This window comes from Pseudomonas sp. H1_A03, from assembly GCF_054685145.1.
This window is the reverse complement of the sequence record NZ_CP162829.1, coordinates 2,709,663-2,722,749: the sequence shown is the minus strand read 5'-3', so window position 1 is coordinate 2,722,749 and position 13,087 is coordinate 2,709,663. Positions and strand designations below refer to the sequence as shown.

13 protein-coding genes and 1 pseudogene are annotated in these 13,087 nt (G+C 60.5%); 12 read left to right on the top strand and 2 right to left on the bottom strand.

The window, feature by feature from the left end; genetic code table 11:
• Positions 1-97: 97 nt before the first annotated feature.
• Entirely contained in the window at positions 98-562 is a 465-nt protein-coding gene (locus tag AB4O35_RS12535; RefSeq protein ID WP_065945389.1) for a CopD family protein, read from the top strand.
• Positions 563-675: 113 nt separating this feature from the next.
• Here the strand turns inward: AB4O35_RS12535 and AB4O35_RS12530 are convergent, their stop codons facing one another.
• The gene (locus AB4O35_RS12530) at positions 676-1,434 is read right to left on the bottom strand and encodes a collagen-like triple helix repeat-containing protein (RefSeq protein WP_065872410.1); all 759 of its coding nucleotides are present in this window, start codon (positions 1,432-1,434) and stop codon (positions 676-678) included.
• A gap of 169 nt (positions 1,435-1,603) precedes the next feature.
• Positions 1,604-2,299 carry an OmpA family protein gene (locus tag AB4O35_RS12525; protein ID WP_065872411.1) on the bottom strand — a complete coding sequence of 232 codons (696 nt, stop codon included), beginning with the start codon at positions 2,297-2,299 and terminating at the stop codon, positions 1,604-1,606.
• 190 nt (positions 2,300-2,489) lie between these two features.
• Here AB4O35_RS12525 and AB4O35_RS12520 point away from each other — a divergent pair, with 190 nt between their 5' ends.
• From AB4O35_RS12520 to AB4O35_RS12470, 11 genes and pseudogenes are all read left to right on the top strand, one after another.
• A complete protein-coding gene (locus AB4O35_RS12520) occupies positions 2,490-2,987 on the top strand; it encodes a DUF6231 family protein (RefSeq protein ID WP_049709632.1) in 498 nt (165 codons plus the stop codon).
• 4 nt (positions 2,988-2,991) lie between these two features.
• The gene (locus tag AB4O35_RS12515) at positions 2,992-3,462 is read left to right on the top strand and encodes a YchJ family protein (protein WP_065872412.1); all 471 of its coding nucleotides are present in this window, start codon (positions 2,992-2,994) and stop codon (positions 3,460-3,462) included.
• A 19-nt stretch (positions 3,463-3,481) separates the two neighbouring features.
• The gene (locus AB4O35_RS12510; protein WP_065872413.1) at positions 3,482-3,964 is read left to right on the top strand and encodes an LEA/WHy family protein; all 483 of its coding nucleotides are present in this window, start codon (positions 3,482-3,484) and stop codon (positions 3,962-3,964) included.
• Positions 3,961-4,170, top strand: coding sequence for an SEC-C metal-binding domain-containing protein (locus AB4O35_RS12505; protein ID WP_065890089.1), 210 nt, complete (start codon positions 3,961-3,963; stop codon positions 4,168-4,170). The genes AB4O35_RS12510 and AB4O35_RS12505 overlap by 4 nt, the downstream gene beginning before the upstream one ends.
• A 174-nt stretch (positions 4,171-4,344) precedes the next feature.
• Positions 4,345-4,989 (top strand): glutathione S-transferase N-terminal domain-containing protein, encoded by a 645-nt coding sequence (locus AB4O35_RS12500; RefSeq protein ID WP_065872414.1) that lies wholly within the window; start codon positions 4,345-4,347, stop codon positions 4,987-4,989.
• Between the two features lie 227 nt (positions 4,990-5,216).
• Positions 5,217-7,658, top strand: coding sequence for a penicillin acylase family protein (locus AB4O35_RS12495; protein WP_065945388.1), 2,442 nt, complete (start codon positions 5,217-5,219; stop codon positions 7,656-7,658).
• Between the two features lie 201 nt (positions 7,659-7,859).
• Positions 7,860-8,864: a ligase-associated DNA damage response exonuclease gene (locus AB4O35_RS12490; protein WP_065945387.1), complete on the top strand. Its 1,005-nt coding sequence runs from the start codon at positions 7,860-7,862 to the stop codon at positions 8,862-8,864.
• The gene (locus tag AB4O35_RS12485; protein ID WP_065945386.1) at positions 8,861-10,495 is read left to right on the top strand and encodes an ATP-dependent DNA ligase; all 1,635 of its coding nucleotides are present in this window, start codon (positions 8,861-8,863) and stop codon (positions 10,493-10,495) included. The genes AB4O35_RS12490 and AB4O35_RS12485 overlap by 4 nt, the downstream gene beginning before the upstream one ends.
• Before the next feature lie 311 nt (positions 10,496-10,806).
• Positions 10,807-11,586 (top strand): transporter substrate-binding domain-containing protein, encoded by a 780-nt coding sequence (locus AB4O35_RS12480; protein ID WP_065872418.1) that lies wholly within the window; start codon positions 10,807-10,809, stop codon positions 11,584-11,586.
• A 56-nt stretch (positions 11,587-11,642) separates the two neighbouring features.
• Positions 11,643-12,371 carry an ABC transporter permease gene (locus tag AB4O35_RS12475; protein WP_065872419.1) on the top strand — a complete coding sequence of 243 codons (729 nt, stop codon included), beginning with the start codon at positions 11,643-11,645 and terminating at the stop codon, positions 12,369-12,371.
• A pseudogene (locus AB4O35_RS12470) lies at positions 12,368-13,079 on the top strand (ABC transporter permease). Before AB4O35_RS12475 ends, AB4O35_RS12470 begins: the two are co-directional and overlap by 4 nt.
• Positions 13,080-13,087 lie beyond the last annotated feature (8 nt).

The following is a 13,087-nucleotide window of genomic DNA, read 5'->3' as shown; positions in this document are numbered from 1 at the left end:
ATAGTCGGGCGCAAAAAACGCTGGATAAATTTTCAGTGGTTCGGATCGGCCGCTATCATACCCCGCTAATTAATCCCGCGCAGAACGGAGTACCTCAATGACTGTGTTTAGCCTCGTTTATACCCTGCATGTACTGGCTGCCCTGATCTGGGTCGGCGGCATGTTTTTCGCCTGGATGATCCTGCGCCCCGCCGCTGTGGCGGCGCTTGAAGGCCCTGCCCGGCTCAAGCTGTGGGCAAATGTGTTTCAACGTTTTTTCGTTTGGGTGTGGGTCTCGGTGGCGGTTTTGCCGATCAGCGGCATTGGCCTGTTGCAGTTGCGCTTCAGCGGGTTTGAGACAGCACCGCGCTATGTGCAGGTGATGATGGGGTTGTATCTGGTGATGACGGCGCTGTTTATCCGTATCCAGGCGTTGAAACTCCCGGAATTGCGCACGGCAGTGGCGGCTGAAGATTGGCCGGCGGGTGCGGCTGCGTTGGGTCAGATTCGCAAGCTGGTGGGAATCAATCTGATCGTGGGGTTGGGGGTGGTGGCAATTGCTTCGGCCCGACCGATGTTCTAAAACCCTCGCGAATCGACGTAGCAGCTGTCGAGCCCTGGCGAGGCTGCGTCCGCGGTGCGTCAGATACACCGCGGACGCAGCCTCGCCAGGGCTCGACAGCTGCTACGGGGTTTCTACAGGCGTTGGATGGTCACTGTACCCGCTGGCCCCGTAGGCCCCGGCTGCCCTTCCAACCCTGGGCGGCCTTTCTCGCCACCGTCTGCGCGGTACACCAGGCAGCCCTTGGACTCGCCGCCGCGACCTGGTTTACCCGCCGTGCCCGCCAGGCCACCGGGGCCACCGTCCACCCACACCTTGATCTGCTGCGCGGGGAAGTCCTGCGGCAACTCAACCCGCACCTGTGCACCTGCCGCGCCGGGCAAACCATCCCCGCCGTTATCGCCATTGAAGCCCCGGCCCGCCGAACCCCAGGTGCAACCCGGGTCCTCACCGTTGGCACCATCCAGCCCGGCATAACCTTGGGCACCGGCGCCGCCACGGGCGTCCACCGAGAGTTCTTCAGCGTTCAGCGAATTGATGCGCAAGATCAAATCACGCCCAGCCTTGGCCGGCTTTTCATGGGTACCGGGAGCGCCGCGTGAGGTGATCTGGCTGCCGTGGTCCAACTGCGCATGGCGCACCTGCAATTGCAGCGCGGTGCCGCCGGGCACGATGGCGATACGGGCGTCACGCCCCAGGTGCAACTCATCCACCGTGACTTGGCTGATGGTGGAAGGCACCAGCAAGGTGCCGTAGTCCGCCACGTCCAGGCGCTCCAGTTGCAACACGCTGGTGCTGCTGGGCAGGCGCATCAACGAGTTGGTTTCAACACTGACGCTTTGCGCCAGGGCAACGGGGCTGACCAACACGGCCAACAGTAAAACCTTACGCATATGAAGCTCCCCGGAATTATTACAAAAGCTATTTCAAATTATTCTTTGGACGCACAGTAACGACTTCTACCGGCGTTTTGCCAGTGAAGGATCAAAAAAGTTAACAAAGGGGAGACTTCAGCGAAAGTTGCCAGCAATGCCCCTGTGGAACCCACAGGGGCAAGGGCCGTCAGCGGTTGATCTGGATTTCCGTGCGACGGTTCAAGGCACGGCCTTCAGCGGTTTTATTGTCAGCCACCGGCTGGCTCTCACCCGCGCCCGTCACCGCCACGAAGGCGCTGCGAGGCACACCGGAGCCGACCAGGTAATCCGTCACCGAATGCGCGCGCTTATCCGAGAGCCGTTGGTTGTAGGCGTCTTTGCCCACGCTGTCGGTATGGCCGGTGACGCGCAGTTGAGCGCTTGGGGCTTCCTGTTTCAGGCGGGTGGCGATGATGTCGAGCTTGGTTTTATCCGCCGCGGTCAGCCTGGCCGAGTCGAATTCAAAATGCACATCGCGAATCACGATGGTTTCTTCCTTGACCACCACGACCTCCTCAACCACGGCCGCTGGCGGCGCAGGCGGACACCCATCGGCATTTACCTGCACACCTTTTGGCGTGCCCGGGCACTTGTCGCGGCTGTCTGGCACACCATCGCCGTCTTCGTCGCCATCGCCGTGCACCCAGCAATAGGCGCCGGCCATGCCACCGATCAGCAACGCACCATAGCCTGCATAGGCCGAGCTTTCAGTGGCACCGATCGCCGCGCCGGTCACACCGCCAACGGCGGCGCAGGTGGGCCAATCGGTTTTTTGCAAACCTGCGCAACCTGTCAATACTCCGGTTAGCAGAACCAAGGGTAGAGCTGTCCGCATGATGCTCATCTGATTTCTCCTGAGGGGATCGGCGGGGGCCGATGGGTGGAGTAAAGACGGCTCTTTTCATCTGCGCCACTGCGCCGCACCCCTGTATTCATTGAGGCTCGTTGCTCTTGTCGGACTTTTCGCTGCCGCCCGCTCTAGGCCCGCACGCTCAGCCGCGCTAGTCTCTACGGTCCTGATGTGAGGATCTCTGATGACCGCTGGTATTTCTGCCCGTACACCCCAGCAAGCCTTGGCCGCCTTGCTTGATTTGCACCAGCCAAAACGCCTGTTGTTGTTGGGCGCCAGCCAGTTCCCGGCGCTGGAGGCGTTTCAAAAGGCGCACCCGGATACCCAGGTGTCTGTCGCGGCACCGGGAGCCTTGCCGGCGGAGCTTGCCGCACAGCGGTTTGACCTGGCGCTGGTGGTGGACTGCCTGGAGCACCTGTCAAAACCACAAGGCCTGACGCTGCTTGGCGGCATCCGCAACCTCAATGCCAGCCGCATTGCGGTGCTGGTGGACCTGGGCGCCTGCGACTGGAAGGACACCGACTTCTTCTCGCTGGCCCTGCAGGCTGGTGAGCGTTTCCAGCGTGATGAGCAGGTTCTGACGCTGTTTACCTATGATCTGCTTGACTATAAACAAGTACCGGACTGGCTCAACGCCCGCTTTTGGGCCAACCCGGAAAACTTCGGAAAGTACTGGTGGTAACCCCATGAGCACACCCATTTGCCCCTGCGGCAGTGGCAACCTGCTGGATGCCTGCTGCGGCCATTATCACGCCGGGCACCCGGCACCTTGCGCGAGCGCGCTGATGCGCTCGCGCTACAGCGCCTACGTGCTGGGCCTGGTGGACTATCTGGTCGCCACCACCCTGCCCGCCCAACAGCCGAACCTGGACCGCAATGCCATCGGCACCTGGAGCGCACAGAGCACCTGGCTCGGCCTTGAAGTGGAAAGCTCCGAGGTGTTTGGCGGCCAGCCGGAACATGCCTTTGTGACGTTCACTGCGCGCTGGCATGACAGCACCGGCGAACATAGCCACCGCGAGCAGTCCTCTTTCGTACAGAATGACGGGCGCTGGTACTTCATCGACCCGACAGTGGAAGTGAAGGCCGGACGCAACGATCCGTGCCTGTGCGGCAGTGGGCAGAAATTCAAGAAGTGTTGTTCCAGCTATCTCTAGCCACCACAGGGCTCACGCCATGCTCCGGATGTACAGCTTGATGCTGGCGTTAACCCTTGGCCTGACCGGCTGCGCGTCGTGGTTCGAAGACGACTCACCGCCGCCGCACGTGTCCCTGGTGAAAGTCGAAGTGGTGCGCGCCAAGCTGCTGGAGCAGAAGTTCAAGCTGTTCTTTCGCGTGGACAACCGTGACGACGCCGACCTGACCGTGCGCGGCCTGATCTACAAGGTCAGCCTGGGCGACTTCGTGTTGACCGAGGGCGAGTCCGACGAGTGGCTCACCGTACCGCCGCGCAGTCATAAGTTTTTCCGGGTGTCGGTACGCACCAACCTCTGGCCGCAGATCCGTGATGTGGTGCAGATGCTGAAAAACCCCAACAAGCCTGTGCCGTATCGCCTGGAAGGTGAGCTGAAAACCGGATTATTCATCGGTTATGACGTGCAGGTGAACCACAATGGCGAGATAATCCCCGGCGATTTTATTCCGGAGCGACATCGATGACTCAGCAACCCCATGTCCATGGTCCTGACTGCAACCATGATCACGATCACCACGATCACCATGATCACGACCACGGCCATGTCCACGGTCCGAACTGCGGCCACGCTCACCAGGAGCCGGTGCGCAATGCGTTGAAGGACGTGGGTCGCAATGACCCTTGCCCGTGCGGCAGCGAGAAGAAATTCAAGAAGTGCCACGGGGCGTAAGCCACGCTGAAGATCCAAATGTGGGAGCAGGCCCGCTCCCACATTGGGTTGGTGGATAGGGCCGTATAAATTGCTTCTAAGGTTATGCGCAAATATTTCATTGAATTTTCGCGCGCTGAACATCACCTATACCTACAGGCATCCGCTCAAGCATCCCCCTTTTTGGAGAGCTTCATGATCGACCTGTATTACTGGACCACCCCCAACGGTCACAAAATATCGCTGTTCCTGGAAGAAGCCGGCCTCCCCTACGAGGTGCACCCGATCAATATCGGCCAGGGCGAACAGTTCAAGCCTGACTTCCTGAAGATAGCCCCCAACAACCGCATTCCGGCGATCGTCGATCAGAACCCTGCCGACGGCGGCGCGCCGATTTCGCTGTTTGAATCCGGAGCAATCCTGCTGTACCTCGCGGAAAAAACTGGCCAGTTCATTCCAAAAGACCTGCGCGGTCGTCAGGAAGCCTTGCAATGGCTGTTCTGGCAAATGGGCGGATTGGGGCCAATGGCCGGTCAGAATCATCACTTCAGCCAGTTCGCGCCGGAGAAGATTCCCTACGCAATCAAGCGTTATATAGATGAGACCGCCCGGCTTTACGGCGTGCTGGACCGGCGCTTGGCGGATCGGCCGTTCGTGGCAGGCGAGGCCTACAGCATCGCGGATATGGCGATCTACCCGTGGGTTGTTTCCCACAAGTGGCAGAGCCAGCGGCTGGAAGATTTCCCACACCTGCAGCGCTGGTTCAACAGCATCAAGGAACGGCCTGCGACGGTCCGCGCCTATGAACTGGTGCAGAAGGTCAACCCGCCCAAATCCTGATCTCAAGGCAACTGAGACCTCAGTGTGGGAGCGGGCTTGCTCGCGAAAGCGGTGGGTCAGTCAACCGTACAGGCACTGATACACCGCCTTCGCGAGCAAGCTCGCTCCCACATTTGTCTGCGCAAGACTCAAGATCTCACGCTTTCCCCAAACTCCCGCTTGCGTCGTTTCGCCGCGCTCACTAACGTAGCGCCTTTACTGACGCTACCCCCCGCAGGAGCTTTGCCATGGCCTCGCCAGCCCTCTCACATTTTCTTCCCCGGTTCGGCGTTGCCGCGGCAGTGGCCAGTGCGTTAAGCCTGGCCGGTTGCCAGCTCCAGAACACCCAGGACACCCTGCCGCCGGTCGCCGGCGTGCTGCCGATCAAAGGCCTGGCTCAAAACGTTTCCGTGCGCCGCAATGCCCAGGGCATGCCGCTGATCGAAAGCAATACCTTCCATGACGCGCTGTTCAGCCTCGGTTACGTGCACGCCAGCGATCGCATCACCCAGATGGTCACCCTGCGCCTGCTGGCCCAGGGTCGCTTGGCGGAAATGGCGGGTGCTGAAGTGCTGGACGTCGACCGTTTCATGCGTGCGGTCAACCTGAAAAAAAGTGCCGGCGAGCTGTATAACGCTTCGTCGACGCGCCTTAAACGCTTCTTTGAAGTGTATGCCCGAGGCGTCAACGCCTACCTGTTCCGCTACCGCGACAAGCTACCGCCAGACCTGGCCCAGACTGGCTACAAGCCGGAATACTGGAAGCCGGAAGATTCGGCGCTGCTGTTCTGCCTGCTGAATTTCAGCGAGTCGGCCAACCTGCAGGAAGAAATTTCATCCCTGGTGCTGGCGCAGAAAGTCGGCGTCGACAAACTCGCCTGGCTGACCCCAAGCGCGCCGGATGAAGCGGTCCCGCTGGCTGAAGCCGAGAAACTCAAGGGTGTGAACCTGGGCCAGATCACCGGCCTGGCCGGGCTGGACGCGGTCAGCCAGCAACTGAGCAGCTTCAACTCACTGGCGGTCACCACCTCGAGCAACTGGGCGATTGGCCCGCAACGCAGCCGCAGCGGTAAAAGCCTGTTGGCCAACGATCTCGCCGCCCAGCCGCAAGCGCCGTCGCCATGGAGCTACGTGCAGATCCGCGCACCGAAATACCAGGCCGTGGGCGCCTCGATTGCCGGCTTGCCGACGCTGCTGTCCGGCTTCAACGGCAAAGTCGCGTGGAGCATGAGCACCGTCAAGGGCGACACCCAGGACCTGTTCCTGGAAAAGGTCAAACGCCAGGGCAACGCGCTGTACTACGAGAACAACGGCAAATGGCTACCAGCAGGTGTGCGTAACGAAACCTTCTTCGTCAAAGGCCAGCGCTCGATTCGTGAAGTGGTGTACGAAACCCGCCACGGTGCCTTGCTCAACAGCAGCCAGGCGCTGACCACCGGCCTGGGCCTGGCGCTGCAAACCGCCGACTTCAAGGACGACAAGAGCCTGGATGCGTTCTTCGACCTGTCACGCGCGCAAAACGCCGCCAAGGCCTCGGACGCAACCCGCGAGATTCGCGCCATTGCGCTAAACATGGTCTTCGCCGACGCCAGCAACATTGGCTGGCAAGTCACCGGCCGCTTCCCCAACCGGCGCGAAGGCGAAGGTTTGCTGCCGTCGCCGGGCTGGGACACGCGTTTCGACTGGGACGGTTACGCCGACGCGATGTTGCACCCCTATGACCAGGACCCGGCCCAAGGCTGGATAGGCACTGCCAACCAGCGTACCGCGCCACGCGGTTATGGTATGCAGTTGTCCAATTCCTGGGACGCCCCGGAACGTAGCGAGCGCCTGGCGCAGTTGGCCAATGCCGGCAAGCATGACAGCCGCAGCATGATCGCCATGCAATACGACCAGACCACCACGTTTGCTGCCAAGCTAAAGACCATGTTCCAGGCGCCAGGCATGGCCCAGCCACTGAAACAGGCGATCGATGCGTTGCCGGCGGCTGAGCAGGTCAAGGCACGGGAAGCACTGAATCGCTTGATGGCCTTCGATGGTCGACTGGTGACAACGTCCGCCGACGCCGCCATCTACGAACTGTTCCTGCAGGAAAGCACTCGGCAGATCTTCCTCGACGAACTCGGCCCGGAAAACAGCGCCAGCTGGAAGGCTTTCGTCAGCAATGCCAGCCTGTCCTACGCCGCCCAGGCCGATCACTTGCTGGGCCGCGAAGACAGCCCATTCTGGGACGACGTGCACACCCCGCAGAAAGAAGACAAACCTTTGATCCTCGCCCGCAGCCTGGCCGCGGCGATCAGCGCCGGTGACAGCCAACTGGGTACCGATCACAAGGCCTGGCAGTGGGGCAAGCTGCACACGACTACCTGGAAAAACACCAATGGCCAGGTGATTCGTGGCCCACTGGCGTCCGGCGGCGACCACAACACCTTGAACCCGGCACCGTACAACTGGGGCCAGGATTTCACCACCACCCTAGTGCCGGCGCTGCGCATGATTGTCGATTTCGGCCAGGTGGAACCGATGATGGGCCAGGGTGGCATCGGCCAGTCCGGCAACCCGGCCAGCCCGAACTATGCCAATGGCATCGACCCGGCGCTCAAGGCGCAATACCTGAGCTTCCCGATGCAGCCGCAGAACTTTGAGAAGGTGTATGGGAAAACAAGGTTGACCCTGACGCCTGGTAAGTAACCCGGGGCCTTACTGAAGAAACCGAACCAGAATGTGGGAGCTGGCTTGCCTGCGATGACGCCTTTTCAGTCACTCTTTCAGTGGCTGATACACCGCCATCGCAGGCAAGCCAGCTCCCACATTTGTTCTGTGTACATTCCGATAGAACTTCTGCGCTCAGCCCCGCCTCATAAGTAACAAGCCCACTTCCCCGGTCATTCCATGGACCTTGTCATCGCCCGCCCCGAAGGCCTGTATTGCGCCGCCGGAGATTTCTACATCGACCCCTGGCGCCCGGTGGAACGTTCGGTCATCACCCACGCCCACGGCGACCATGCCCGCACCGGCAACCAGCACTACTTGGCGGCGGCTCCCGGCGAAGGCATCCTGCGCTCGCGGCTGGGCCAGGACATCAACCTGCAAACCTTGGCCTACGGCGAACAACTGGTCCATCACGGCGTCACCCTGAGCTTCCACCCGGCCGGGCATGTATTGGGATCGGCCCAAGTGCGCCTGGAATATCAAGGCGAAGTGTGGGTCGCATCCGGCGATTACAAAGTCGAGCCCGACGGCACCTGCGCCCCCTTCGAACCGGTGCGTTGCCATACCTTCATCACCGAATCCACCTTCGGCCTGCCGATCTACCGCTGGCAACCCCAGGCGCAGATCTTTGCCGGGATCAACGATTGGTGGCAGGCGAACATCGCCGCCGGCAAGGCCAGCGTGTTGTTCTGTTATTCCTTTGGCAAAGCCCAGCGCATCCTGCATGGGATCGACGCCAGCATCGGCCCGATCCTCAGCCATGGCGCGGTCGAGCCGCTGAACCGGGTGTACCGCGAGGCCGGGATCTACATCCCCGAAACCCTGTATGCCGGTGACTTCAAAAAGACCGACCCGTTGTTGCGCCAGGCCTTGATCATCGCCCCGCCCTCTGCCAGCGGCAGCAGTTGGATAAAGCGCTTTGGCGACTATAGCGATGCCTTTGCCAGCGGCTGGATGCGCCTGCGCGGTACCCGTCGGCGGCGGGGTGTGGACAGAGGTTTTGTGCTGTCAGACCACGCCGACTGGCCCGGTTTGTTGTGGGCCGTCGAGCAAACCGGCGCCGAGCGGGTGATGGTCACCCACGGCTCTGTCGGTGTATTGGTGCGCCATCTGCGGGAAAAAGGTCTGGATGCCCAAGGCTTCACCACTGAATACGGCGATGACGAAGAGGAGGCAAGCGCATGAAGGCCTTCGCCGAGCTGTACGCCAACCTCGACGCCACCACCTCCAGCAACGCCAAGCTTGCTGCACTGCAAGCCTACTTTCTGCAAGCGCCACCGGACGATGCCGCCTGGGCGGTGTACTTTCTGTCCGGGGGGCGCCCTCGCCAGTTGGTCCCCACGCGCCTACTGCGGGACATGGCCACCGAAGCGTCGGGCATCGAACCCTGGCTGTTCGAAGAAAGCTACCAGTCGGTGGGTGACTTGGCGGAGACGATTTCCCTACTGTTACCGGAATCCACCTACACCTCAGAAGACGGCCTTGCAGTGTGGCTGGAGGAAAAACTCCTACCCCTGCGTGGCTTGCCTCCGTTGGAATTGGCTGAGCGCCTACCGGCGTTATGGGCGCAACTGGATCAACCCAGCCTGATGGTGTGCATCAAGTTGATCACCGGCAGTTTTCGCGTGGGCGTGTCCAAGTTGCTGGTCACGCGAGCCCTCGCTGCCATGGCCGACCTCGACAACAAGCGCGTGGCGCAGCGGCTGGTGGGCTACACCGACTTGTCCAACCGCCCTACGCCTGAGGGCTACCTCAAGCTGATCGCCGCTGAATCTTCCGACGAGCATGCGCAAAGGGGCGGGCAGCCCTATCCGTTTTTTCTCGCCCACGGTTTGGCGCAACCGGTGGAGCAGTTCGACACCTTGCTCGGCTCGCCCGCCGACTGGCAGGTGGAATGGAAGTGGGATGGCATCCGTGCGCAACTGGTCAAGCGTGAAGGCCGCCTGTGGATCTGGTCCAGGGGTGAAGAACTGGTCACCGAGCGTTTCCCCGAACTTCACAGCCTGGTCAGTGGCTTGCCCGATGGCACGGTGATCGATGGCGAAATCGTAGTGTGGAAGGACGCGGTGCAACCTTTCGCGCTGCTGCAACAGCGCATTGGTCGCAAGACCCTGAGCAAAAAAGTACTTGAGGACGCCCCGGTCGCAGTCCTGGCCTACGACCTGCTGGAACATCAGGGTGACGACTGGCGCAACCACACTCAGGCTGAGCGCCGCGCGCAACTTGAGCAGGTGATTGCCCAGTGCAACCAACCCTCGTTGCAGGCATCACCGTTGCTGACTGGGAGCAGTTGGCAGGACCTCGCCGAACAACGCGAAGCCTCTCGCAGCCTCGGGGTGGAAGGCATGATGCTCAAGGACCGCAAAGGCCTCTACGGCGTGGGCCGCACCAAGGACATGGGTCTATGGTGGAAGTGGAAGGTGGACCCGTTCAGCATCGACGCGGTGTTGATCTATGCCCAGCGCGGTCATGGTCGACGCGCCAGCCTGTATAGCGACTACACCTTTGCGGTATGGGACGGGCCGCCCGGTACCGAACGCACGCTGGTGCCGTTTGCCAAGGCGTATTCAGGGCTGACGGACGAGGAAATGCGCAAGGTCGACGCCATCGTGCGCAAGACCACGGTGGAAAAGTTCGGGCCGGTCAGCAGCGTCACGCCGAGCATGGTGTTTGAGCTGGGGTTTGAGGGGATTGCCCTGTCCAAGCGGCATAAAAGCGGGATTGCGGTGAGGTTTCCGCGAATGTTGCGCTGGCGACAGGATAAGGCGGTGGAAGAAGCCGATAACCTCGCCACGCTGCAGGACCTTCTGGCCTGACTCAAAACACCTGTGGGAGCTGGCTTGCCTGCGATGGCGGCGGGTCAGCTAATGCATCTGTAATTGACCCACCGCTCTCGCAGGCAAGCCAGCTCCCACCTTTTTGATCTGCATCAGTTCCAAATTGGTGCGATGAATTTTCCATGCCCATTTCCGGGCATCTCCTACACTCAAACTTCCCTCATCCCACCTTTTAAAACGCTCATTCGGAACTATGGTGCAGAAATTGCTACCTGTGATCCGTCTGACACCGTTCAGTAACAGTCCTAAACGCGCCACAAGCGCTTATCTTGGTTTCCAGGGATTACATAATGAAAAAAGCATTGCTGACCCTTTCTGCACTGGCTCTGTGCATGGCCGCCGGTTCCGCGCTGGCCAAGGAATACAAGGAACTGCGTTTTGGTGTCGATCCGTCCTATGCACCGTTTGAATCCAAGGCCGCCGACGGCAGCCTGGTCGGCTTCGATATCGACCTGGGCAATGCGATCTGCGCCGAGCTGAAAGTGAAGTGCAAGTGGGTCGAAAGTGATTTCGACGGCATGATTCCAGGCCTGAAAGCCAACAAATTCGACGGCGTGATTTCGTCCATGACCGTGACCCCGGTGCGTGAAAAGGCCATCGACTTCTCTAACGAGCTGTTCTCCGGCCCAACCTCGCTGGTGTTCAAGAAGGGTGCTGGCTTCTCGACGCCCGAGTCCCTCAAGGGTAAATCCGTGGGCTACGAGCAAGGCACCATCCAGGAGGCCTACGCCAAGGCGGTACTGGATAAAGCCGGTGTGACCACCAAGGCCTACGCCAACCAGGACCAAGTGTATGCCGACCTGACCTCCGGCCGTCTCGACGCTTCCGTGCAGGACATGCTGCAAGCCGAACTGGGCTTTTTGAAGTCGCCAGCCGGTGCGGGCTACGAAGTCAGCGCCGCCATTGACGACCCACTGCTGCCGTCGAAAACCGCCATCGGTATCAAAAAAGGTAACACTGAACTGAAGGCGCTTTTGGATAAAGGTATCAAAGCGTTACACGATGATGGCACCTACGCCACCATCCAGAAGAAACACTTTGGCGATCTGAACCTGTACAGCGGCAAATAATGCCTGGAGCGCCCTTCCCTGGAAGGGCGCTTTTTTATCGCCATAGGTCCTGATTTATGCTCGAAGAATTGTTGCAAACCCTCGGGCTGAGCGCGCTCAGTTTGAAGGGTTTCGGCCCGCTGTTGCTGCAAGGCACGTGGATGACGATCAAGTTGTCAGTGCTGTCCCTGGCCGTCAGCGTCGTGCTCGGCTTGCTCGGTGCCAGCGCCAAATTGTCCAGCCTGCCCTTTTTGCGCATCCCCGCCCAGCTCTACACCACGCTGATTCGCGGTGTACCCGACTTGGTCCTGATGCTGCTGATTTTCTACAGCCTGCAAACCTGGCTCACCGGTTTCACCGACTTCATGGAATGGGAATACATCGAGATCGACCCATTCAGCGCCGGGGTGATCACCCTGGGCTTTATCTACGGTGCTTATTTCACCGAAACCTTTCGCGGCGCAATCCTCGCCGTGCCCCGTGGCCAACTGGAAGCCGCCACGGCCTACGGCCTCAAGCGCGGGCAACGGTTTCGCTACGTGACCTTCCCGCAGATGATGCGATTTGCCCTGCCGGGTATCGGCAACAACTGGATGGTGATGCTCAAGGCCACGGCGCTGGTGTCGATCATCGGCCTGGCCGACTTGGTCAAGGCTGCCCAGGACGCGGGCAAGAGCACCTATCAGCTGTTCTACTTCCTGGTGCTCGCCGCGTTGATCTACCTGATGATCACCAGCGCGTCCAACTTCGTCTTGCGTCGCCTTGAACGGCGCTACTCCGCAGGCGCCCGGGAGGCAGTGCGATGATCGAACTCTTGCAGGAATACTGGCGCCCCTTCCTTTATAGCGACGGCCAGCACATCACCGGTCTGGCCATGACGATGTGGCTGCTCAGCGCCGCGCTGGTCATCGGTTTTCTGGTGTCGATTCCGCTGTCCATTGCGCGTGTCTCGCGCAATCGTGCCGTGCGTTGGCCGGTGCAGTTCTACACCTACCTGTTCCGGGGCACGCCGCTCTATATCCAGTTGCTGATCTGCTACACCGGCATCTACAGCATCGCCGCCGTGCGCGAACAACCGCTGCTGGACGCATTCTTTCGCGATGCGATGAACTGCACCATCCTGGCCTTCGCCCTCAACACCTGCGCCTACACCACTGGAGATTTTCGCCGGGGCGATCCGCAGCATGGCCCATGGCGAAGTCGAAGCGGCCAAGGCCTATGGCTTGAGCGGCTGGAAGCTGTACGCCTACGTGATCATGCCGTCCGCGCTGCGTCGCTCGCTGCCCTACTACAGTAATGAAGTGATCCTGATGCTGCACTCGACCATGGTGGCCTTCACCGCGACGATTCCAGACATCCTCAAAGTGGCGCGGGACGCTAACTCGGCCACCTTCATGACCTTTCAATCATTCGGTATCGCTGCGCTGATCTACCTGACCGTGACCTTCGCGCTGGTCGGTCTGTTTCGTCTGGCGGAGCGCCGCTGGCTGGCGTTTCTCGGGCCGAGCCATTAAGGAGTTTG

Coding starts and splice junctions, on each gene's coding strand:
- AB4O35_RS12535 (WP_065945389.1), top strand. CDS start 98: ATGACTGTGTTTAGCCTCGTTTATACCCTGCATGTACTGGCTGCCCTG.
- AB4O35_RS12530 (WP_065872410.1), bottom strand. CDS start 1,434: ATGCGTAAGGTTTTACTGTTGGCCGTGTTGGTCAGCCCCGTTGCCCTG.
- AB4O35_RS12525 (WP_065872411.1), bottom strand. CDS start 2,299: ATGAGCATCATGCGGACAGCTCTACCCTTGGTTCTGCTAACCGGAGTA.
- AB4O35_RS12520 (WP_049709632.1), top strand. CDS start 2,490: ATGACCGCTGGTATTTCTGCCCGTACACCCCAGCAAGCCTTGGCCGCC.
- AB4O35_RS12515 (WP_065872412.1), top strand. CDS start 2,992: ATGAGCACACCCATTTGCCCCTGCGGCAGTGGCAACCTGCTGGATGCC.
- AB4O35_RS12510 (WP_065872413.1), top strand. CDS start 3,482: ATGCTCCGGATGTACAGCTTGATGCTGGCGTTAACCCTTGGCCTGACC.
- AB4O35_RS12505 (WP_065890089.1), top strand. CDS start 3,961: ATGACTCAGCAACCCCATGTCCATGGTCCTGACTGCAACCATGATCAC.
- AB4O35_RS12500 (WP_065872414.1), top strand. CDS start 4,345: ATGATCGACCTGTATTACTGGACCACCCCCAACGGTCACAAAATATCG.
- AB4O35_RS12495 (WP_065945388.1), top strand. CDS start 5,217: ATGGCCTCGCCAGCCCTCTCACATTTTCTTCCCCGGTTCGGCGTTGCC.
- AB4O35_RS12490 (WP_065945387.1), top strand. CDS start 7,860: ATGGACCTTGTCATCGCCCGCCCCGAAGGCCTGTATTGCGCCGCCGGA.
- AB4O35_RS12485 (WP_065945386.1), top strand. CDS start 8,861: ATGAAGGCCTTCGCCGAGCTGTACGCCAACCTCGACGCCACCACCTCC.
- AB4O35_RS12480 (WP_065872418.1), top strand. CDS start 10,807: ATGAAAAAAGCATTGCTGACCCTTTCTGCACTGGCTCTGTGCATGGCC.
- AB4O35_RS12475 (WP_065872419.1), top strand. CDS start 11,643: ATGCTCGAAGAATTGTTGCAAACCCTCGGGCTGAGCGCGCTCAGTTTG.